Annotated in this window: 18 protein-coding genes, 1 tRNA gene and 1 other RNA gene; 10 read left to right on the top strand and 10 right to left on the bottom strand. The window is 67.2% G+C overall.

What is annotated here, in order from left to right; genetic code table 11:
* Positions 1 to 42: 42 nt before the first annotated feature.
* Positions 43 to 714 (top strand): TIGR02281 family clan AA aspartic protease, encoded by a 672-nt coding sequence (locus EH199_RS10600; protein WP_124809230.1) that lies wholly within the window; start codon positions 43 to 45, stop codon positions 712 to 714.
* A gap of 9 nt (positions 715 to 723) precedes the next feature.
* Here the strand turns inward: EH199_RS10600 and EH199_RS10595 are convergent, their stop codons facing one another.
* Together EH199_RS10595 and EH199_RS25020 are read right to left on the bottom strand one after the other, a co-directional pair.
* Positions 724 to 1998, bottom strand: a complete 1275-nt coding sequence (locus tag EH199_RS10595; protein ID WP_124809229.1) for a DUF418 domain-containing protein — start codon at positions 1996 to 1998, stop codon at positions 724 to 726.
* Positions 1999 to 2002: 4 nt separating this feature from the next.
* The gene (locus tag EH199_RS25020; protein WP_124809228.1) at positions 2003 to 3028 is read right to left on the bottom strand and encodes an SPOR domain-containing protein; all 1026 of its coding nucleotides are present in this window, start codon (positions 3026 to 3028) and stop codon (positions 2003 to 2005) included.
* Between the two features lie 258 nt (positions 3029 to 3286).
* Between EH199_RS25020 and EH199_RS10585 the strand changes: the two genes are divergently transcribed.
* Genes EH199_RS10585 through EH199_RS10575 form a run of 3 tightly spaced genes read left to right on the top strand, consistent with a single transcriptional unit; the run spans position 3287 to position 6013 of the window.
* Positions 3287 to 4009, top strand: a complete 723-nt coding sequence (locus tag EH199_RS10585) for a ParA family protein (protein ID WP_124809227.1) — start codon at positions 3287 to 3289, stop codon at positions 4007 to 4009.
* Positions 4010 to 4022: 13 nt separating this feature from the next.
* Positions 4023 to 4595, top strand: coding sequence for a hypothetical protein (locus EH199_RS10580; RefSeq protein WP_124809226.1), 573 nt, complete (start codon positions 4023 to 4025; stop codon positions 4593 to 4595).
* A 26-nt stretch (positions 4596 to 4621) separates the two neighbouring features.
* Entirely contained in the window at positions 4622 to 6013 is a 1392-nt protein-coding gene (locus EH199_RS10575) for a tetratricopeptide repeat protein (protein WP_124809225.1), read from the top strand.
* Positions 6014 to 6034: 21 nt separating this feature from the next.
* Here EH199_RS10575 and EH199_RS10570 read toward each other — a convergent pair whose 3' ends face one another.
* Positions 6035 to 7264, bottom strand: a complete 1230-nt coding sequence (locus EH199_RS10570; RefSeq protein WP_124809224.1) for a dihydroorotase family protein — start codon at positions 7262 to 7264, stop codon at positions 6035 to 6037.
* Positions 7261 to 8304 carry an aspartate carbamoyltransferase catalytic subunit gene (locus EH199_RS10565; protein WP_124809223.1) on the bottom strand — a complete coding sequence of 348 codons (1044 nt, stop codon included), beginning with the start codon at positions 8302 to 8304 and terminating at the stop codon, positions 7261 to 7263. Before EH199_RS10565 ends, EH199_RS10570 begins: the two co-directional genes overlap by 4 nt.
* Before the next feature lie 84 nt (positions 8305 to 8388).
* Here EH199_RS10565 and sppA point away from each other — a divergent pair, with 84 nt between their 5' ends.
* The 4 genes from sppA (at position 8389) to EH199_RS10545 (ending at position 13068) form a co-directional block, all read left to right on the top strand.
* Complete coding sequence (gene sppA, locus EH199_RS10560; protein WP_124809222.1) at positions 8389 to 10272, top strand: signal peptide peptidase SppA; 1884 nt, start codon at positions 8389 to 8391, stop codon at positions 10270 to 10272.
* Positions 10273 to 10381: 109 nt separating this feature from the next.
* Positions 10382 to 10466: transfer RNA gene (locus EH199_RS10555), tRNA-Leu, on the top strand.
* Positions 10467 to 10541: 75 nt separating this feature from the next.
* A complete protein-coding gene (gene tig / locus EH199_RS10550; RefSeq protein ID WP_124809221.1) occupies positions 10542 to 12122 on the top strand; it encodes a trigger factor in 1581 nt (526 codons plus the stop codon).
* 148 nt (positions 12123 to 12270) lie between these two features.
* Positions 12271 to 13068 carry a lysophospholipid acyltransferase family protein gene (locus EH199_RS10545; RefSeq protein ID WP_124809220.1) on the top strand — a complete coding sequence of 266 codons (798 nt, stop codon included), beginning with the start codon at positions 12271 to 12273 and terminating at the stop codon, positions 13066 to 13068.
* Here the strand turns inward: EH199_RS10545 and EH199_RS10540 are convergent.
* Entirely contained in the window at positions 13038 to 13832 is a 795-nt protein-coding gene (locus tag EH199_RS10540; protein ID WP_124809219.1) for a GNAT family N-acetyltransferase, read from the bottom strand. The two genes, EH199_RS10545 and EH199_RS10540, sit on opposite strands and share 31 nt — an antisense overlap.
* Before the next feature lie 229 nt (positions 13833 to 14061).
* On the opposite strand from EH199_RS10540, the gene clpP reads away from it, so the two are divergent.
* On the top strand, positions 14062 to 14769 hold the full coding sequence (gene clpP / locus EH199_RS10535) for an ATP-dependent Clp endopeptidase proteolytic subunit ClpP (protein WP_124809218.1): 708 nt from the start codon (positions 14062 to 14064) through the stop codon (positions 14767 to 14769).
* A gap of 158 nt (positions 14770 to 14927) precedes the next feature.
* Positions 14928 to 16184 (top strand): ATP-dependent Clp protease ATP-binding subunit ClpX, encoded by a 1257-nt coding sequence (gene clpX / locus EH199_RS10530; protein WP_124809217.1) that lies wholly within the window; start codon positions 14928 to 14930, stop codon positions 16182 to 16184.
* Between the two features lie 87 nt (positions 16185 to 16271).
* Here clpX and EH199_RS10525 read toward each other — a convergent pair whose 3' ends face one another.
* The 5 genes from EH199_RS10525 to EH199_RS10505 form a co-directional block, all read right to left on the bottom strand.
* On the bottom strand, positions 16272 to 17228 hold the full coding sequence (locus tag EH199_RS10525) for a cation diffusion facilitator family transporter (protein WP_124809216.1): 957 nt from the start codon (positions 17226 to 17228) through the stop codon (positions 16272 to 16274).
* Between the two features lie 55 nt (positions 17229 to 17283).
* Positions 17284 to 17708: RNase P RNA component class A (rnpB, locus tag EH199_RS10520), an RNA gene on the bottom strand.
* 7 nt (positions 17709 to 17715) lie between these two features.
* Positions 17716 to 18420 (bottom strand): N-acetylmuramoyl-L-alanine amidase, encoded by a 705-nt coding sequence (locus EH199_RS10515; protein WP_124809305.1) that lies wholly within the window; start codon positions 18418 to 18420, stop codon positions 17716 to 17718.
* A gap of 16 nt (positions 18421 to 18436) precedes the next feature.
* Positions 18437 to 19078: a histidine phosphotransferase family protein gene (locus EH199_RS10510; protein WP_124809215.1), complete on the bottom strand. Its 642-nt coding sequence runs from the start codon at positions 19076 to 19078 to the stop codon at positions 18437 to 18439.
* Between the two features lie 158 nt (positions 19079 to 19236).
* Complete coding sequence (locus EH199_RS10505; protein ID WP_124809214.1) at positions 19237 to 19632, bottom strand: Mov34/MPN/PAD-1 family protein; 396 nt, start codon at positions 19630 to 19632, stop codon at positions 19237 to 19239.
* Positions 19633 to 19859 lie beyond the last annotated feature (227 nt).

The raw sequence follows: 19859 nt of genomic DNA, 5'->3' as shown, positions 1-19859 counted from the left end.
ATGTCAGCCGCGTGAAAGGAAAGGCATGGTACGCGCGATTCGATGGACATTCCGGGAAATCTGATCGCTGCCTTGCCGCCGGCGCTGACCGGTGCCCCGCCGCTGCTTCTGGCGGCGGGCGGCGCGATCGTGCTGGTGATGATCGCCGGCATGATTCGCGGCTTTCTACCGTTGACCGGGCGGCTGCTGGGCTTTGTCGGCAATGTCGCGTTGCTGGCGGTGTTCGCGCTGACGGTGGTGCGCTTCGTGCATCTCGATCCCACGTTCGATTCCCTCACCTCCAACATCGGGATGCCGTCGCAGACCGTGGCGGGTGGCGAAACGCGCATTCCCCTGGCGGCCGACGGGCACTACTGGATCGAAGCGCGCGTCAACGGCGTGCGCCAGCGCTTCATGGTCGATACCGGGGCCACCATCACGGCGCTGTCCGAAGATGCCGCCGCCGCCGCCGACATCAGGCCCGATCCGTTGCGCCTGCCGATATCGGTGCGCACGGCGAACGGAGAAGTGGAGGCGCGCATGGCGCGGGTGGGCGAATTGCGCTTCGGATCGATCGTGGCGCGCGACATGGACGTGATCGTCACCGGGTCGACCGGCGGCCTCAACGTGCTGGGCATGAACCTGCTGTCACGGCTCAAGTCGTGGCGCGTGGAAGGCGGGGTCCTGATCCTGAGTCCGAAGCATCCGCAGAAGGCGGCGGATACGCCATCCTGAGCCGCGGGATCAGGATGGCCTCGCGACGAACAGGAACGTCAGGCGTCGCCACGCCGCTTCCATCGGCCCCTGGCGGAATCGGGCAAGCCACCATGCCGGCCAGGCCAGCATCGCGATCCAGCCGAGTACGACGAAAGCCGGCAGCCACATGCGCGGCAGTTCGGGGCCGAGGCCCAGGCCCCAGCCCGAAAACACGGCGCCCATCAGCACCGTGGTCCCCAGGTAGTTGGTGAAGGCGCAGCGTCCGGCGGCTGCGAGGCGGCGGGCGAGCGGATGGGCTCTTGTGCCCGGCCAGCACAGCATCAGCGCGGCGAGGTAGCCCAGCGCCATGATCGCGCGCGGGATGGCCGCAATGTGGTCCATCACCCCCAGCATCGCGCGTGGCGGGAAGTGATGCGCCCAGATCCACCAAAGGACCGGCAGCGTCAGCATCCCGCCGATGCCGATGCCGGCCACCGCTAGGCGGACGATCGCCTGCCGACTCCAGCCGCTGGTGAAAAAGCCGCTGCGGAACAGGGCGATGCCCACCAGCATCAGCGGCAGCGTTTCGGTCGCGGTCGCCAGCGCGATCTTGAACGGCAGGAACGGCGCCAGAGCAAACCGCAGCCGGATCGCCTGGAGGAAGCCGGCGTTCAGGATCTGCGTGTCCTGCGCCATCGATTGCGCGATCCGCGCCATCATCGCGGCCTGTTCAGCCTGTTCAGCCTGTTCCGCTGCGGTGCCATGCCCGGACAGCACGCGCTGTTCGGCCGCTATGCCGGGTAAGTCGCCGATGCCGTCCAGTCCGTGTGCGGCGCAGAACACCGCGATGGCAATGGCGGCCAGCGCGGCAGGCCGCAGGCGGCGCAACACCAGCGCGCCCAGGCCGCACAGGGCATAGGGGAACAGGATGTCCCCCCACCACAGCAGCAGGTAATGCGCATAGCCGAACAGGGCGAGCCAGAACAGCCGGCGGGCCTGCATCGCATCGCCGTTCAGCCCGCGCCGTTCGGCGGCTTCGATGAACAGCATCATGCTGGCCCCGAACAGCAGCGTGAACAGCGCGCGCATCTTGCCTTCGAACAGCAGGAACGAAAGCGCGAACCACGCATCGGCGCCGGGTTCGACGCGGGGCAGGGCGGGGGAGAAGCTGGCCAGCGTCGGCCCCCAGAACCCGGTGATGTTGATCGTCAGGATGCCCAGCACGGCAATGCCGCGGACGAAATCGATCGCCGCGATCCGCGAAGGATCGCCGCGCGATGGAGATGCGGGGGAAGCGGACTGGTCCGAAGCGTGATCCGTCAAAGCCTTACGGCTTTATCACCAGGCACGCGATGCCACCAGCCTTGAGGCCGTCGCACGCCCTTTCCGCGTCCGCCTGTCCGGCGTAGCCGCCGGCGAGCAGGCGCGTCACGCCGCCGGAGGGAATGTCGATCCGGGGATGGCCGGCCACGCCTGGCCGGGCCTTCACCCGGCTCCACAGCGCATCGGCATTGCCGCGCTGCGAGAACGCGCCCAACTGGATACGCCAGTTGCCTGTGGCGTGGGGTGCGGGCGCCGGTGGCCGGGCCGCAGCGGGCGGGGGTTGCGCCGGCCGGGGTGCGACCGGACGCGGCGGCATGGGCGTTGCCGGAGCCGTCGCCACGGAGGAGGCGGGGATGCTCGTGGTGGGCAGCGGTCTTGGCGCGGCGGATCCGGGCGTCTGCAATGCCGGGGCTTTGGCGCCCAGATCGCTGGCGGCGAGTTGCACGCTGCGCGCCTGCTCCGCTTTCCGTTCGAGATCGCCGGCCAGCGAAATGCCCATTTGCCGCTGCTCCAGCGGGATCACGGTGTCCATCGTGGCAAGGCTGGTTGTCGCCTGCGGCAGGCCGCTGGCAGCGGCGCGCGTCATCAGCGCATAGGCGCGCACCCAGTCCTTGCCGACGTAGTCGCCGTTGAAGGCGGCAATGCCGAGGATGTACATCGCGCGCGGCTCTCCGCGATCGGCTGCCGTGTTGAGCCATGGCAGCGCCTCCGTCTGGCGGCCCGACTGGAACAGCACGATGCCATAGTTGTCGCCGGCCTGCGGATGCCCCTTGCGGGCGGCGCGGCCGAAATAGAATTCGGCCTTTGCCATGTCCTGCGGCACGCCTTTGCCCAGCCGATAAGCCTGACCCAGGTTGAACTCCGCGTCCGCATCGCCCCTGGCGGCGGCGGTTTCCCATTGACGGACCGCGCCCGCGAAGTCCTGCCTCTGCCAGGCTTCGACGCCGGACTTGACCACGTTGGCGTTCGCACCGCTCCCCGTTGTCTGGGCATGGACGGACATGACCGGCACAGCCGCGCAGGCTGCCATGATGGCAATTCCTATGGTTATTCCCGCTTTCGGTCGAAGCACGGCAAGGCCCCCGCTCGTGTAATAGCTGCTGCTGATGCGATGGTATTTGTGATCGGTTAACCCCGCATTAGCAAAGAATTCCGGCCTTGCGAGCCAGATTGCCACGAAATCGGGGGCGTGTTGTCCCTTCACCGTCCCGCGCTGCATTAACGGAAATTTCAGTCTGTTCTGCGATCTCCCGTTCAGGACCGTTTCGGTATAAGAGGGGGATACCCATTGCGCGTATTGGCTTTGGCATCGCAGAAGGGCGGATCGGGAAAGACCACCCTGTCCGGTCATCTTGCCGTGCAGGCGCAGCGCGCCGGCGCCGGCCCGGTCGTTCTCATCGACATCGATCCGCAGGGGTCGCTGGCTGATTGGTGGAATGAGCGCGAGGCGGAATACCCGGCCTTCGCCCAGACCACCGTGGCCCGTCTGGCCGCCGACCTTGCCGTTCTGCGCCAGCAGGGCTTCAAGCTGGCCGTAATCGATACGCCACCGGCGATCACGATGGCGATCCAGTCGGTTATCTCCGTGGCGGAACTGATCGTCGTGCCCACGCGCCCCAGCCCGCATGACTTGCGCGCCGTTGGCGCCACGGTCGATCTGTGCGAGCGCGCCGGAAAGCCGCTGATCTTCGTGGTAAACGGCGCGACGCCCAAGGCACGCATCACCTCCGAAGCGGCGATCGCGCTGTCGCAGCACGGCACCGTAGCCCCCGTAACGCTGCACCACCGCACCGATTTCGCGGCCTCGATGATCGATGGGCGCACGGTGATGGAAGTCGATCCCAAGGGGCGTTCGGCGCAGGAAGTCACCGCGCTGTGGACCTATATTTCCGAACGGCTGGAACGCAATTTCCGCCGGACGGTCTTCGCGGTGCCCGCCCAGCCGGCGCCGGTCATTGGTGCTGCACCGCGCGCTGCCGGGGGCTTCGGCCGCCGCGTCAGCGGTTCGTGAAGGGAGCAGCCCGATGACCGAACCTCGTGCTTTCGCTTCGCTGACGCCAAGCCTTCTTGCCCGCAAAGGCGGCGCGCGTCCCGCGATGCGCCCCCAGCTTGCGCCGATTTCCTATGACGAACAGCACCGTGTCGGGCTGGGAGGCGGCCATGCTCCTCTCGACGATCTGGGCTGGAACGATATGGGCGAGGCACCGTCGCATGGCTCACCCCATGGTGCGCCATTGCCCGATCATGCCGACGCCGCGCCTGCCGTGCCCGAAGTGGTGCGCCAGATGAAGACGCTCGCGCAGGCCGTGGCCGAGGAAGCTCCGGTTGTGGAAGAACTTTCGGCCGCAGAGCCGGTATCGGCGCCGTCGGAACCCGAAGTTGCGCCGCAGCCGGCGCGTCGCCACGGCGTTGCCCTCGCTTCGGGCCGCAAAGCCGCTTTCACGCTGCGTCTCGACGCCGATCGCCATTTCCGCCTGCGGCTTGCCAGCACGCTGGAGAACCGCAGCGCGCAGCAGGTCGTGACCGACGCGCTCGACCGCTTTCTCGAAACCGTGCCCGGTCTTGAAGACCTGGCCTGCCGCGCCAAGCGGCCTTGATCCGTTTGCCAGGGGATTTTCCGATCATGCAGCCCTCGATCGATTTTACCGCACCGTGCGCTGCCCCGCTTCGCCGGCGGCTGCGCATGGGGTTAGCCACCGCGCTGGCGGCGGGCCTGCTTGCGGGCTGCGCGGCCGGAGGGCCGCATGCCGACAAGATTGCGGCGAATGCCCGTGCGGAACTGGGCGGCGGCCATGCCGACAAGGCGGTCGCCCTCGCGGAAAAGGCTGTGCTGTCCGATCCGCGCAACGGCGCTTACCGCCTGTTGCTGGGGAACAGCTACTTGCGCGCGGGCCGCTTCGAATCCGCGCGTCAGGCCTATGACGAGGCGATGGAACTGGGCGAGGACAGCGGCAAGGCCGCATTGAGCCTTGCGCTAGCCGAAATCGGCATGGGCCGCGGCAACGAGGCGATCGACACGCTGAACAGCTATCGCGACGCCATCCCGGTCGAGGACTATGGGCTGGCGCTGGCGCTGGCCGGCCGCACCGGCGAAGGCATCGAACTGATGGGCAACGCCCTGCGTACCAGCGGGACCAATCCCAAGATACGCCAGAACCTGGCGTTCGCGCTGGCGCTTCATGGCGAGTGGAAGGAAGCTCGGGTGATGGCTTCGTTCGACGTTCCGGCCGACCAGCTTGATGCGCGCATCCAGCAATGGGCTGCCATCGGCAATCCCGAGGACGTGCGCCGCCGTGTGGCGTCGCTGATCGGGGCACCGGTGCGTGAAGATGCCGGCCAGCCCACGGCGCTGGCGTTGGCCAACTTCCCGGAAACGGCGCAACTGGCCGCTGCCGCTGCCGCGAAGGCGGAAACGCCCAAGGCAGGAAACGCTGGCGCGGCCCCCGCGCTGGCCAAGGCTGCCGTCGAGGAACTGCCGGCGCTCGATACCGCGCCCGCGCCACGGGTGGCCGATGCTTCGACGCAGCCGCGCCCCGCGCAACTGGCGATGATCGACGCGCCCGCAGCGAAAACCGCGCCGGTCGCGGTGATCCAGCCGCAGGCGCGCCCCTACCGGATCGCCGCAGCGGCGGCGCGTCCTTCCGCGCGCCCGGTGGCAAAGCCAGTGGCGATGTCCGCGGCCAAGCCGGCGGTGCGTCCCACGGTCGCACCGGGCACGCATCTGGTGCAGCTTGGTGCGTTCTCCACCGCCGATGGCGCGCGCCGGGCCTGGCGCCACTTTACGTCGCGCAATCCGGCTCTCGCCAGCTACCGCAACGTGACCACCCAGGTAACCGTGAACGGCCGTCGCTTCTGGCGCGTCCAGGCGGCTGGCTTCGTTGGACAGGCTTCGGCCGCCACGCTGTGCCGCTCGATCAAGGCGCATGGCGGCGCGTGCTTGGTCATGGCAGCGCCGCGCGTGGCTCCGCCGCAGCCGGGCCGCACCACCGATACCCGTCTCGCGCGGTTGCGCTGACGGGCTTCGGCCCGCCCGCGTTCAGGCGATCAGCTTGCCGCCCTTGAACAGGGCGTTGACCCGGCCTTCCACGGGCCGTCGGTCGAACGGCGTGTTGCCGGCGCTGGCTGCCATCTTGTCCGAATCGACGATCCAGGGACGGACCGGATCGACGAGCGCGATATCGGCTTCCCAGCCCGCTTCCAGCCGCCCCGCATCCACGCCCAGCAGGCGCGCGGGGGCGCCCGCCAGCAGATCGAACGCGCGGGCCAGATCGATATGACCATCGCGCACCAGCGTCAGCGTCAGCGGCAACAGCGTTTCCGCCCCGGCCATGCCCGGTTCGGCATCGGCAAAGGGCAGGCGCTTGTCCTCGGGGCCGCGCGGATCATGGCCCGATGCGATCACGTCGATCGTGCCGTCGGCGATCGCGGCGATCACCGCCTTGCGATCGGCATCGCTGCGCAGCGGCGGCGAAAGGCGGCAGAACGTGCGGAAATCGGCGAGTTCCAGATCGGAGAGCATGAAATGCGCCGGGGTCACGCCCGCGCTGACCGGCACCCCGCGCGCCTTGGCCTTGCGCACCAGATCGAGCGCGCGCGCAGTCGTCACCTGCCGGAAGTGGACGTGGCAACCCGATAGTTCGGCCAGCGTGATGTCGCGCGCCACCGCCAGCGCTTCGGCCTCGGCCGGGGCGGACGGCAGGCCCAGCCGGGTCGCCATCTCGCCGGCGGTGGCCACGGCCGCGCCGGTGACGCCGGCATCCTCGGCATGGGTGATGACGACCAGCCCGAGCATCGCGCAATAGCGCAGCAGCCGAAGCATCACGCCCGAATCGGCGATCCAGTTCCGCCCGGTCGCGACCGCGCGTGCGCCGGCCTCGCGCATCAGGGCCAGTTCGGCGAGTTCCGCGCCTTCCAGCCCGCGCGTGGCGGCGGCGAGCGGGTGGACCCAGAAATCGGGCTTACCCGATTGCGCGGCGAAGCGGACGCGCGCCGGATGGTCCAGTGGCGGCCCCTGATCGGGCATCAGCGCGGCGCGGGTGATGCCGCCGAAGTGGAACGCCGGCTTGTCGATGGCGAAGACGCCCAGATCGACGAGGCCCGGCGCGATCAGCGCGCCGCGCGCGTCGATCACGTCATCGCCTTCCGCCGGCGAAACATTCCCGATCGCCACGATCCGCCCGTTCTCGCAGCGCAGCGCGCCGGCAACGGGTTCGCCTTCGGGCAGCACCAGCCTGCCGCCGGTGATGGTCAGCGGGCGCGGGGTCATGCAAGGACTCCCTGTTCTTCGGCCCAGCCGGGCACGCCTCTCGCGCGCCGTGTCAGCACGTCCAGACAGGCCATGCGGATGGCGACGCCGCGTTCCACCTGCCGGGTAATCAGGCTGCGGGTTGGATGGTCGGCCACCTGGCTGTCGATCTCCACGCCCCGGTTCATGGGGCCGGGATGCATGACGAAGGCATCGGCTTCCGCCTTGGCGAGCCGGTCGAGCGTCAGCCCGTACAGATGCCGGTATTCGCGGGGGGAGGGGATGAACTGGCCGCTCATCCGTTCCTGCTGAAGCCGCAGCATCATCACCACTTGCGCGCCTTTCAGCGCCGCGTCGAAATCGTGGAACGGCGTCACGCCCATCGCCTCGATCTCGGAGGGCATCAGCGCGGGCGGCGCGCAGACGCTGACATCGCAGCCCAGCGCGGTCAGGGCCAGGATGTTGGAGCGGGCCACACGGCTGTGCAGGATGTCCCCGCAGATCGTCACGCGCAGGCCGTTCAGGTCGCTGCCGGGGGCGAGCTTCAGCGCATGGCGGATGGTCAGCGCGTCCAGCAGTGCCTGCGTGGGATGCTCGTGCTGGCCGTCGCCCGCGTTGAGCACGGGGCAATCGACCTTTTCGGCGATCAGCCGCACCGCGCCGGAACTGGCGTGGCGGATGACGATGGCGTCCGCGCGCATCGCGTTCAGCGTCATCGCCGTGTCGATCAGCGTTTCGCCCTTCTTCACGCTGGACGTGGCGGCGTGCATGTTGACCACGTCTGCCCCCAGCCGCTTGCCCGCGATCTCGAACGACAGCAGCGTGCGGGTGGAATTCTCGAAGAAGGCGTTGATGATGGTCAGGCCGGAAAGAACTTCGGCGCGCTTCTGCGATTGCCGGTTCAGCTCCACCCACTGTTCCGCCTCGTCCAGCAGGAACAGGATCTCGTGCCGGGCAAGCCGGCCGATCCCGGTCAGATCGCGATGGGGGAAGGCAAGGCCGCCGGCGGGATAGCGGGCCGATGGCGGTGCGGCGGGGGAGGTGGGGGTCGATGGGTGCATCGAAGACCACGCCCTAGACCCGCGATGGAGGCATCTCAAGCCTTGCGGCTGGAACTCTTCGCGTTCCGGCCGTAGATATCCCCCATGAAGTTCGCTCGCTCGGCCTGGAAGCTCCTCGTCGCCGTCAAGGACGCTCTCGTCCTCCTGTTCCTCCTGCTGTTCTTCTGGGCGCTCTATGCGGTGCTCACGCTGCGTCCGGCGCCCGGCATGGTGCGTGAAGGCGCGCTCTATCTCGTGCTCGATGGCCCGGTGGTGGAGGAGCGCAGCCATATCGATCCGTTCAGCCTACTCACCAGCGGCGAAAAGCCGCGCCGGGAATACCGCGAACGCGACATCGCGCGCGCGATCGAGCAGGCGGCCACCGATTCGCGGATCAAGGTAATCGTGCTGGACCTTGAAAAGTTCGCCGGCGGGCGGCAGGTGCATCTCAGCCATATCGGCGCGGCGATGGACAAGGCCCGGGCGGCGAAGAAGCCGGTGCTGGTCCGCGCGGTGATGTACCAGGACGATGGCGTGCAACTGGCGGCCCATGCCAGCGAGGTCTGGGTCGATCCGATCGGCGGCGCGATCGTGACCGGCCCCGGCGGCACCAATCTTTATTACAAGGCGCTGCTCGACCGGCTGAAGGTGAAGGCGCACGTCTTCAAGGTCGGCACGTACAAGAGCGCGGTGGAACCCTACATCCGTGACGATGCCTCGCCCGAAGCGAAGGAAGCGCTAAACGCGGTGTACACCGCGCTGTGGGATAGCTGGCAGGCCGAAGTGAAGAAGGCCCGGCCCAAGGCAAATCTGGCGCTGGTGACTGGCGATCCGGTGAAGTGGCTGGCCGAAAGCAACAACGATGCGGCGCAGGCCGCGCTCAAGGCCGGGTTGGTCGACAAGCTGGGCGATCGCATTGCCTTCGGCAAGCGCGTGGCCGAACTGGCGGGCGCCGATCCTGCGGCCGGGCTGGGCGCGTTCCGCTCCACCGACATGGCGACCTATCTCGCCGACAGGCCGGAACCGCGCGAAGGCAAGGCGATCGCCGTGGTGACCATTGCCGGCGAGATCGTCGACGGCGATGCCGGCCCGGGAACCGCGGGCGGTGACCGCATTGCCGCGCTGCTCGACAAGGCGGCGGCCAGCGATGACTACGCCGGACTGGTGGTGCGCGTCGATTCGCCCGGCGGATCGGTGCTGGCGTCGGAACGCATTCGCGCGGCGATCGAACGGATCAAGGCCAAGGGCTTGCCCGTGGCCGTTTCCATGGCGAATCTGGCGGCGAGCGGCGGGTACTGGGTCTCCACGCCCGGCCAGCGCATCTTCGCCGAACCGGATACCATCACCGGCTCGATCGGCATTTTCGCGGTGATCCCGACCGTCGAGGACACCATCGCGCAGTACGGCGTCCATGCCGATGGCCTGCGCACGACGCCGCTGGCCGGTCAGCCCGACCTGCTGGGTGGCCTGACTCCGGCGTTCCAGGGGTTGCTGCAAGGCCAGATCGAAAACAACTACCGCCGCTTTATTGGCCTTGTCGGCGCATCGCGCCACAAGACGCCCGAACAGGTCGACGCGATCGGCCAGGGGCGCATCTGGGATGGCGGCACCGCGCGGCAGAACGGGCTTGTCGACCAGTTCGGCGGGCTGGACGATGCGCTGGCGTGGACCGCCAAGGCGGCCAAGGTCGACAAGTGGCATCCGGTTTTTCTGGGATCGGGCGATGGTACGGTGCGCAGCCTGCTGGAACAGATGGTGAGCGACGACGGAGACGCCGCGGCGGCACCGTCGGGTGATCTTGCCGGCTTCGTCGCGCTGCGCCAGCAGGCTCTGGCCGACCGGCTGATGGCCGATGCCGCGCGCTTGCTCTCGGGTCGCGGCGCGCAGGCCTATTGCCTGGAATGCGCGGCCGACGATCGGTCCGCAGCGCGCCCCGCACCGCTTCCGGGACGGGGGTGGCTGGCCTTGCTGGCGCGCCTTGCACCCTGATCGAAAGGCTTCCCGCGTACCGCATTGCCCGATCAGGGCCCGTTGAGGCCCAAGGCGCTTGCCCTTTTCCCGCCGCTGCGATAGGGGCACCGCCTGCTTTTCGCCGGATGCGGGCGTGGCGGAACTGGTAGACGCGCTGGATTTAGGTTCCAGTATCGCAAGATGTGGGGGTTCGAGTCCCTTCGCCCGCACCAGCCGCTGCGCCATGCTCCGACCCGAGGACGACGCGCCGCGCGGTGCGTCAATGACGTACAGAAAGTTGGATCAGGATGCAGATCGTCGAGACCACCAACGAGGGCCTGAAGCGCGCCTACACTGTGACCATCCCGGCCGCCGACATCGCGTCGCGCGTTGAAGGGGAAGTGAAGAAGATCACGCCGCAGGTGCGGATGCCCGGCTTCCGCCCCGGCAAGGTGCCCGCGAACCTCGTGCGCAAGATTCACGGCCCGGCGCTTCACCAGGAAGCGCTCAACACCACCATCCGCGCCGCGCTCGACAAGCTCGTCGCCGATCACAAGCTGCGCCCCGCCGTGCAGCCCTCGGTTGCGCTGGGCGATGGCTATGCCGAAGGGCAGGACGCCGAACTGACCGTCGCGCTCGAAGTCCTGCCGGATATCGCCGCGCCGTCGCTCGAAGGGCTGAAGCTTGAAAAGCTGGTGGTTCCCGTGGGCGAGGATCAGGTGGACGAAGCCGTCAACCGCATCGCCGCCGGGCAGAAGAAGTTCACCGACGCGCCGAAGAACGCCAAGGCCAAGGAAGGCGATCAGCTGATCATCGATTTCCTCGGCAAGGTCGATGGCGTCGCCTTCGAGGGCGGCACCGCCGAGGACCAGGCGCTGGAAATCGGTTCGGGCCGCTTCATCCCCGGCTTCGAGGAACAGCTCACGGGCGTGAAGGTGGGTGACGAGAAGGTCATCACCGTCACGTTCCCGGAAGACTATCCGGCCGAGAACCTGAAGGGCAAGGAAGCCACCTTCGACATCACGGTGAAGGCGGTGAAGCACGGCGGCGAGTTCGTGGCCGATGACGAGTTTGCCAAGATGCTCGGCCTCGAAAGCCTGGAGCAGCTGCGCGGCCTCCTCAAGGGCCAGCTCGAACAGGAAACCGCCGGTCTTACCCGCACCCAGATGAAGCGCGCGCTGCTCGATCAGCTGGCCGCCGGGCACGATTTCGCCGTGCCGCCGTCGATGGTCGAAGCCGAATTCGAACAGATTTGGCAGCAGCTGACCCACGAAGCGAGCCACGAGGAAAACCCCGAGGAAGCGCTGAAGGAGATCGAGGCGGAGAAGGAAGACTACCGCAAGATCGCCGAACGCCGCGTCCGCCTGGGCCTGCTCCTCTCCGAAATCGGCCAGGCCAACGGCGTGCAGGTTTCCGCGCAGGAAATGGAAATGCTGATCCGCCAGGCGGCCCAGCAGTACCGCGAGGAAGATCGCCAGCGCTTCATCGAATACGTCCGTTCGGAACCGCTTGCCGCCGCCCAGCTGCGCGCGCCGCTCTACGAGGACAAGGTCGTCGACTTCCTGTTCGACAAGGCCGAAGTGGCCGAGCGCGAAGTGACGCGTGACGAACTGCAGGCCGCGATCGAAGCCGAGGAAGGTGTGACGCCGGCGGCCGAAGCGAAGCCCGCCGCGAAGAAGAAGGCTCCGGCCAAGAAGAAGGCCGAAGCGCCCGCCGAGGAAGCGCCCGCCGCCGAAGCCCCGGCCGAGGAAGCCAAGCCCGCCGCGAAGAAGGCCGCGCCGAAGAAGAAGGCGGCCGCTCCCGCCGAAGCGCCGGCCGAGGAAGCCGCTGCCGAAAAGCCGGCTCCGAAGAAGAAGGCTCCCGCCAAGAAGAAGGCCGAAGAGGCCTGATCTTTGGCGCTGTCGCCCCCTTCCGGGGCTGACTGACGAAACAGGAAGGGCGTGCCACCGGGCGCGCCCTTTTTGTTTGTCGCGATCCTGTCATGCCCGTGTCGCATGCCTCGCCACGATGCGGATATATGCGCGGGAGTGATCGTCGATGGCCGAAGGCTGGCGGAAATTGCGCGTGGGCTATCGCTGCGGCCGCGCGCTCGGTTCGCTCGTTCTCGTGCTGATGCTGTCGGTGCCCTGGCGGCTGGCGGGGCGGTGGCGCACGTCGCGCCGGGCGATCGAGAACGCGGCGTGGGACATTCTGCTGCGAGGCTTCGGCATTCGTGTCCGGTGCCATGGCGATCGTCGCCTGGCGCCGGGCACGCTGGCGTTGGCGAATCACCTGTCGTGGGTCGATATCGCGGTACTGGCGCGCGTGGCGGACGTGGGTTTCGTGGCCAAGGCCGATGTTGCCGGCTGGCCCCTGCTGGGCGTTCTGGCGCAACGGCACGGCAGCGTGTTCGTCGACCGCCATCGCCGGGCGGGCGTGGTCGAGGCGCGGGGGGAGCTTGTCGTGCGGCTGACGTCGGGGCGCTCGCTGGTTCTCTTTGCCGAGGGTACGACCAGTACGGGCGAAGGCGTGATGCCGTTCCGCACCAGCCTTGTTCCCGATCAGGCGGTGGACCTTCGCATGGTCTGTCCGGTCACGCTGGCCTGCCGCGATCCGCACCAGCGAGCGTTGGTCGCCTGGGTCGGGGACGACGCCCTGCTGCCGCACGCGCTGGCGCTGGCCGCTGCCGGGGGCGCGACCATCGATGTCGATTTCGGCAAACTGCTAGGCGGGGGCGATCGCAAGCAGGTCGTCCGTGAAGCGCAGGCCCGAATCGCGCTGCGCCTTGCCGACCTGCTGGGCGGTGGCGCCGACCCGTTGGAAGATCAAGCCGCGACGCTGAAGCGGGCGGCGTAGCGTTCCGAGATCAGGTCCACCGGCATCACCACGCACACGTCGATCGTGTTGAATTCACGGTCCACGAACGCTCCGTCACCGAAGCGCGCGCCCGCGCGCAGGTAGCCCTTGATCAGCGGCGGCAACTGCACCAGCGCCCGCCGCTCGTCATAGCTGCCGCGCGGCAGCCGTTCGAGCGCGATGCCCTTGCCGGGAAGCACCGCAGGCCGCTGGTAGTCCGGCGCAAGGCAGACGTGATGGAGGTAGGACAGCGCCGCCGCGTGCGCGTCCGGGTCGATGCCGGGGAACGAGGCGCAGCCGAACATCAGCCCGATGTCATGGAGCGCGAGATAGTCCGCGATGCCACGCCAGAGCAGCGAGATGGTCGCGCTGGTGCGATAGGCGGGCAGCACGCACGAACGCCCCAGTTCGAGCAGTTCGCCGCCCCCGCTTCGCGCACCGGCCAGCCGGGATAGGTCGAACTCGCCTTCCGAATAGAAGCCGCTGGCCTTGCGCGCCACGCTTTCGCGCAGCAGGCGATAGGTCCCAACCACCAGCGGGCCCCTCCCGCCATCTTCGGCGCACCCGTCCTCGTCGACCACGAGCAGGTGATCGCACAGCGAGTCATAGGGATCGCTGTCGATGCAGGATTCGCCGCTGACGGGAATGTTCGCGCCCATCTCTGCGGCGAAGACCTGCCAGCGCAGTTTCTGCACGGCCACCAGATCGCCGTGGTCGCGCGCCAGCCGGACCGAAAGTCTGCGAAGTTGCGTGTGCGAACCCATGGTGTCCTCCGATCCTTGATCGTAGGATGCCTTCGTGACCGCTGCGCGTCGAAGCGGTGACAGTTTGACGGCATGGACGGCGGTTTCGCCACGGTTCCGTCAAGATCGCGCGGGACATTTTCGCGTTTCATCCGCCGATGGGGACGGTATTTCCGGCATGGACGGGTTAACGCCCTTGAACATCTTCCCGTGGCACGCGACATAGACGCGGCAACCACAAGAGGGATTCATGCTCGACCTGTTCGGCCACAACAGCGGCGCCTATGGCGCTCAAGGCAAGTTCACCACCGATCCTGTCACCGGCGCGCTCGTTCCCGTCGTCGTCGAACAGACCAGCCGCGGCGAACGCAGCTTCGACATTTTCAGCCGTCTGCTGCGCGAACGCATCATCTTCGTGACGGGCCAGGTGGAAGATCACATGGCGGCGCTGATCACCGCGCAGCTGCTGTTCCTCGAATCGGAGAACCCGTCGAAGGACATCTCGATGTACATCAACTCGCCGGGCGGGGTCGTCACGGCGGGCATGGCGATCCATGACACCATGCAGTACATCCGCCCGCGCGTGTCCACGGTGTGCATCGGCCAGGCCTGCTCGATGGGCAGCTTCCTGCTGGCGGCGGGCGAGCCGGGCATGCGCATCGCGCTGCCCAACGCGCGAATCATGATTCACCAGCCCTCCGGCGGCGCGCAGGGCATGGCGTCCGACATCGAGATCCAGGCGCGCGAGATCCTGCGCATCCGTGAACGGATGAACAATCTCTACGTCAAGTACACCGGCCGCACGCTGGAGGAGATCGAGCGGGCGATGGATCGCGATACCTTCCTCGAAGCCGACGAAGCGCAGAAATTCGGCCTTGTCGACAAGGTTTTCGAATCGCGTCCGGCCACCGACCAGACCGGCGTAGAAGAAGGTTCGGGCGGCGCGCCGGCCGCCTGATGAGGAAGAACTGACAGGGGCCGCACGGCGCTTAACCTTGGCGAAAGGCACCGTGCGGTAACCCGATTTTCGCTTTGAACGTGTCCGGTTGATTAATGCCCTTGGGGTAGTAGGATGATCGGGCCGGCCTTCCGTGGGAAGGCGCCTGGGATGATAGAATGACGAAGCTTTCCGGATCGGATACCAAGAGCACCCTGTACTGCAGCTTCTGCGGCAAGAGCCAGCATGAGGTGCGCAAGCTCATCGCGGGGCCGACCGTGTTCATCTGCGATGAATGCGTCGAGCTGTGCAACGACATCATCCGTGAAGAGACCAAGGCTGGGATCGCCGGGAAGAAGGATGGCGGCATACCCACGCCGCGTGACATCTTCGAGACGCTGAACGACTACGTGATCGGCCAGGACCGTGCCAAGCGCGTGCTTTCGGTGGCCGTCCACAATCACTACAAGCGCCTCAAGCACAGCGGCAAGGGCAGCGAGGTCGAGCTCTCGAAGTCGAACATCCTGCTCGTCGGGCCGACCGGTTCGGGCAAGACGCTGCTGGCGCAGACGCTGGCCAAGACGTTCGACGTGCCCTTCACGATGGCCGATGCCACCACGCTGACCGAAGCGGGCTATGTGGGCGAGGATGTGGAGAACATCATCCTCAAGCTGCTGCAGGCGTCGGACTACAACGTGGAGAAGGCGCAGCACGGCATCGTCTATATCGACGAGATCGACAAGATCAGCCGCAAGGCGGAAAACCCCTCCATCACGCGCGACGTATCGGGCGAGGGCGTGCAGCAGGCGCTGCTCAAGCTGATGGAAGGCACCACCGCCTCCGTCCCGCCGCAGGGCGGGCGCAAGCATCCGCAGCAGGAATTCCTGCAGGTGGACACGACCAACATCCTGTTCATCTGCGGCGGCGCCTTTGCCGGCCTGGAAAAGATCATCGCCGATCGCCTGCAGAAGCGTTCGATCGGGTTTGGCGCGCACGTTGCCGATCCGGACAAGCGCAAGGTGGGCGAACTGCTGCAGAAGGCGGAGCCGGAAGACCTGCTCAAGTTTGGCCTAATCCCCGAATTCGTCGGCCGTCTGCCGGTGATCGCCACGCTCAACGACCTCGATATCGAGGCGCTGGTGAAGATCCTGCGCGAACCCAAGAACGCGCTGGTCAAGCAGTACCAGCGCCTGTTCGAGCTGGAAGACGTGCAGCTTACCTTCACCGACGACGCGCTGGAAGCGATCGCCAAGAAGGCTATCGAGCGCAAGACCGGCGCGCGCGGCCTGCGGTCGATCGTCGAAGGGCTGCTGCTCGATACGATGTTCGACCTGCCGACGCTGGAAGGCGTGACCGAAGTGGTCGTCGACAAGGATGTCGTCGATGGCCGCAAGGAGCCGGTGCAGGTGCTCAAGGGCAAGGAGGAAGCGGCCTGACGGCCACGCTTCCCGTTCGCTGAACGTTTGAAGAGGCGGGTTTCCTTCGGGACGCCCGCCTTTTTCCATCAAGCGCCTCTTTCGCGTTCAGGCGTCGCCGCCCTGGCACTCGTGCGCGCAATCGAGCATGGGCTCGGCTTCGATCTGGACGGTGGTGTGGCCGATCCGGAAATCGTGCTCCAGCTCGTGCGCCAGTTCGCGCAGGAAGGCATCACCGGGGTGGCCTTCCGGCATGACCAGATGGGCGGTCAGCGCGGTTTCGGTGGTGCTCATCGGCCAGATGTGCAGGTCGTGGACGGCGGTGACGCCCGGCTGGCCGCGCAGGAAACTGCGCACCGCGCCCTCGTCGATGCTGGCGGGTACGCCGTGCAGGCCCATCTTCACCGAATCGCGCAGCAGGTCCCAGGTGCCGACGGCGATCACCGCCACGATGGCGAGGCTCGTCACCGGGTCGATCCAGGCGAAGCCGGTCATCGTGATGAGAAAGCCGGCCACGACGACGCCCGCCGAAACCGCCGCGTCGGCGGCCATGTGCAGGTAGGCGCCGCGAATGTTGATATCGTGCTTGCTGCCGCGCATGAACATCAGCGCGGTGGCGGCGTTGATGACGATGCCGATCGCGGCGACGATCATCACCGGGCCGCCGGCCACTGGCTCCGGCTCGATCAGCCGCCGGATCGTTTCGACCACGATCGCGCCCAGCGCCACCAGCAGCAGCGAGGCATTGGCCAGCGCGGCCAGGATCGAGCTGGACTTGAAACCATAGGTAAAGCGTGCGGACGGCGGCCGGGCGGTGAGCACGCTGGCGCCCCAGGCGATCACCAGGCCCAGCACGTCGGAAAGGTTGTGCCCGGCATCGGCCACCAGCGCCATCGATCCGGCCACGATGCCATAGGCGGCCTCGACCACGACGAAGCCCAGGTTGAGCGCGATGCCGATCGCGAAGGCGCGGCCGAAGCTGGCGGGGGCATGGTGATGCCCGTGGCCATGTCCTGAACCATGGTCATGCCCATGGTGATCGTGATGATGATGGCCGGCCGACATGACCGCCTCCTAGCCCGAACCGGGCCGGTAGGAAAATGCTTTGCGGTTACGATAATTTGCCAGGGAGCCTGTAAGCCGGGTTCTGTCCCGCCGACGGTATGCCATTCGGCACCGTATCGGCGGGGGCAGCCATTCCTCTCGGCGACACGTTGCCGTGCCGCTCCAGCAACCAACCCGGACGTTGCAGGTCCGAAGACCTTGGCGCGAAACACGCCTGCCGGTTGCCCGGCGCGCCGTCCCTATTCGGTCTTGCTCCGGGTGGGGTTTGCCGTGCCGCTTCCGTTGCCGGTCGCGCGGTGCGCTCTTGCCGCACCCTTTCACCCTTGCCTGCGTCTTGCGACGCATAGGCGGTCTGCTCTCTGTGGCACTTTCCCTGACCCCCGCTTGCACGGAGGCCGGCGGGCGTTACCCGCCACCCTGTTTCGTGGAGCCCGGACTTTCCTCGGCATCTTGCGATGACGCGGCTGCCCGGCCCCCTGGCGAGAGGTCACCTAGCATGGCCGAGGTCGCGTTCCAACAGCAGCTCGAACAGAAGGCCACCGATTTGTCCGTCGATCTCGCCGGTGATCCTGTGCGGGCGCCAGCGGCGCTGGAAAGCGCGGACGGCGGCGCGGCCGTCGGAGATGTCATAGCCGAAGCGTTCGAGCGCTAGGAAGAACGCCCCGTCGTTGTCGTACAGCAGCCGCATGGTCGGCTTGGGGGTCGGCAGCGCCAGGCGGTAGCGGGCGAGCAGCGGCCAGTCGAACAATTCGCCGGGATCGTCCTTGCGCGCGGGGGCGATGTCCGAATGGCCCACCACGTTGGCGCGGGGAATGTTGTGGCGCTTCACGATGTCCGCCAGCAGCGGGATCAGCGCTTCCATCTGCGCGTCGGGGAAGGGGCGGTATCCCCATTCGTGCCCGGGATTGACCAGTTCGATGCCGATGCTGGCCGAATTGATGTCGGTAATCCCCCGCCAATAAGATCGGCCGGCGTGCCACGCGCGCTTTTCCTCGGGCACCAGCAGGGTGACCGTGCCGTCCTCGTCGACCATGTAGTGCGCGGAAACCTCGGCGGCGGGATCGCACATGCGTTCCAACGCTTCGGCGGCGGTGCGCATCCCGGTGTAGTGGAGCACCACCATCGATACCGGCAGCGTGCGCTCGTTCCAGTTGGGCGAGGGAACCTCGCGATGGATCAGCCACCGGTTCATCGCCATGGCGGGCGCCTTATGCCGCGGGCACCACCGCGCCCATCACCAGGGCGTCGTCGGAGAGGTGGTACTGCAAACCGCCCCCCATGCTGGCGACAAGCTGGTGCAGCATCGTGGCGGGCGCGGTGCGACTGGAAAGTTCCTCCGGCCCGGCGCTGCCGTCGAGCGCGCGGCCGATGGCCGGATCGAAGGCGATCCGCTGCCCTGAAGCGCGCACCACGATCTCGCTCGTTCCATCGCGCGGCTCGGCGCCGATGTCGAGCGTACCGCCGCGCACCAGCGAATCGAGCGCGATCAGCGAGAGGTTGAGCAGCACCTTCACCGCCGGCTTGGGCAGGCTATCCCCGCCCAGCACCCAGTTCACTGTCACACGGCCATTGTTGCCGACCAGCGCATCGACCAGCGCCTTGGGTTCGGACAGCGGCACCGAATCGCCGAAACCACCCGCCGCGCCGAAGGCCAGTCGAAAAAAACGCAGCTTGTCGGTGGAAATCTTGGCGCTCTGCTCCAGCAGTTCGAAGCAGCGCTTGCGCATCTCCGGGTCTTTTTCATCGGACAGAAGCTCGAGCCCGTTGGAAAGCGCCCCCACCGGGCTGAGCATGTCGTGGCACAGCCGGGAGCAGAGCAGGCTGGCGAGTTCGAGTGCTTCGGTGGTCATGATCCGGCGCTTGCTTTCGGGAATGGAGTGTTCGGGGCTGGTGAAGTTGACGAAGTTGACACGGTCCTGCGCGCATGACCCGCCCCGGAGCGGGATGGCCCGTAAAGCGGCGCGTGCGCGGTCCTCTCGGCGTGTCGGTACGGCATGGTTGCTTCGCCTTAACCTTCTACGGTGTCATAGGAAAGCGGTTCGAAACCGGATGGCGCATCCTTCCACAAGGTGATGCGCCCGCGCGCCACGATGGCCCATATCCGGTTGTCGCCCGCCGCTGCCGCCTGATCGGTCCGGGAAGGATGGGGTAGGCCGTTGGGATGGGAATGAAAATATCCCAGCACCTTTGCGCCATCCGCGCGCGCGTGGCGATGTGCGGCGATCAGGGCCGCCGGGTCGATCTCGAAATGGCGCATCGGGTCGGATGCGACGTTTGCGGTGGGCATCGCAGTCTCCACATGCGCCCCTTGCCCAAGCAGCAGGCCGCACGCTTCCCGTGGCGCCGCGCCGGCTGCGGCTTGGCGCATCGTGGTCAGAGCGGATTGGCGGATAACGAAGGACATTGCGCTCCGGCGGGATCATCGGTGGGTACGCGCCAGGCAAAGGATACCGGATCGCAAAGGCATAGACCACACTTTCGCGGTTTGGCGCAAAAGGGCTGGTGCTCGAGGGCGCTTGTCCACGTTTTGCTTCTGTATTCCGGTGCATTTACCATGTTTCCATGGCGCCGAAGTGTTCCTGTTTGGGATTCGGGTCTTCGCAACCCCCGTTGTCGCTGGTTCGGCAGGGG

Source organism: Novosphingobium sp. LASN5T (assembly GCF_003856955.1).
GTDB lineage: Bacteria > Pseudomonadota > Alphaproteobacteria > Sphingomonadales > Sphingomonadaceae > Novosphingobium.
This window is presented reverse-complemented; position numbering and strand designations above follow the sequence as displayed.

Coding starts and splice junctions, on each gene's coding strand:
- tig (WP_124809221.1), top strand. CDS start 10,542: ATGCAGATCGTCGAGACCACCAACGAGGGCCTGAAGCGCGCCTACACT.
- clpP (WP_124809218.1), top strand. CDS start 14,062: ATGCTCGACCTGTTCGGCCACAACAGCGGCGCCTATGGCGCTCAAGGC.
- EH199_RS10570 (WP_124809224.1), bottom strand. CDS start 7,264: ATGACCCCGCGCCCGCTGACCATCACCGGCGGCAGGCTGGTGCTGCCC.
- EH199_RS10545 (WP_124809220.1), top strand. CDS start 12,271: ATGGCCGAAGGCTGGCGGAAATTGCGCGTGGGCTATCGCTGCGGCCGC.
- EH199_RS10600 (WP_124809230.1), top strand. CDS start 43: ATGGACATTCCGGGAAATCTGATCGCTGCCTTGCCGCCGGCGCTGACC.
- sppA (WP_124809222.1), top strand. CDS start 8,389: ATGAAGTTCGCTCGCTCGGCCTGGAAGCTCCTCGTCGCCGTCAAGGAC.
- EH199_RS10565 (WP_124809223.1), bottom strand. CDS start 8,304: ATGCACCCATCGACCCCCACCTCCCCCGCCGCACCGCCATCGGCCCGC.
- EH199_RS10510 (WP_124809215.1), bottom strand. CDS start 19,078: ATGACCACCGAAGCACTCGAACTCGCCAGCCTGCTCTGCTCCCGGCTG.
- EH199_RS25020 (WP_124809228.1), bottom strand. CDS start 3,028: ATGGCAGCCTGCGCGGCTGTGCCGGTCATGTCCGTCCATGCCCAGACA.
- EH199_RS10575 (WP_124809225.1), top strand. CDS start 4,622: ATGCAGCCCTCGATCGATTTTACCGCACCGTGCGCTGCCCCGCTTCGC.
- EH199_RS10525 (WP_124809216.1), bottom strand. CDS start 17,228: ATGTCGGCCGGCCATCATCATCACGATCACCATGGGCATGACCATGGT.
- EH199_RS10515 (WP_124809305.1), bottom strand. CDS start 18,420: ATGAACCGGTGGCTGATCCATCGCGAGGTTCCCTCGCCCAACTGGAAC.
- EH199_RS10580 (WP_124809226.1), top strand. CDS start 4,023: ATGACCGAACCTCGTGCTTTCGCTTCGCTGACGCCAAGCCTTCTTGCC.
- EH199_RS10505 (WP_124809214.1), bottom strand. CDS start 19,632: ATGTCCTTCGTTATCCGCCAATCCGCTCTGACCACGATGCGCCAAGCC.
- clpX (WP_124809217.1), top strand. CDS start 14,928: ATGACGAAGCTTTCCGGATCGGATACCAAGAGCACCCTGTACTGCAGC.
- EH199_RS10540 (WP_124809219.1), bottom strand. CDS start 13,832: ATGGGTTCGCACACGCAACTTCGCAGACTTTCGGTCCGGCTGGCGCGC.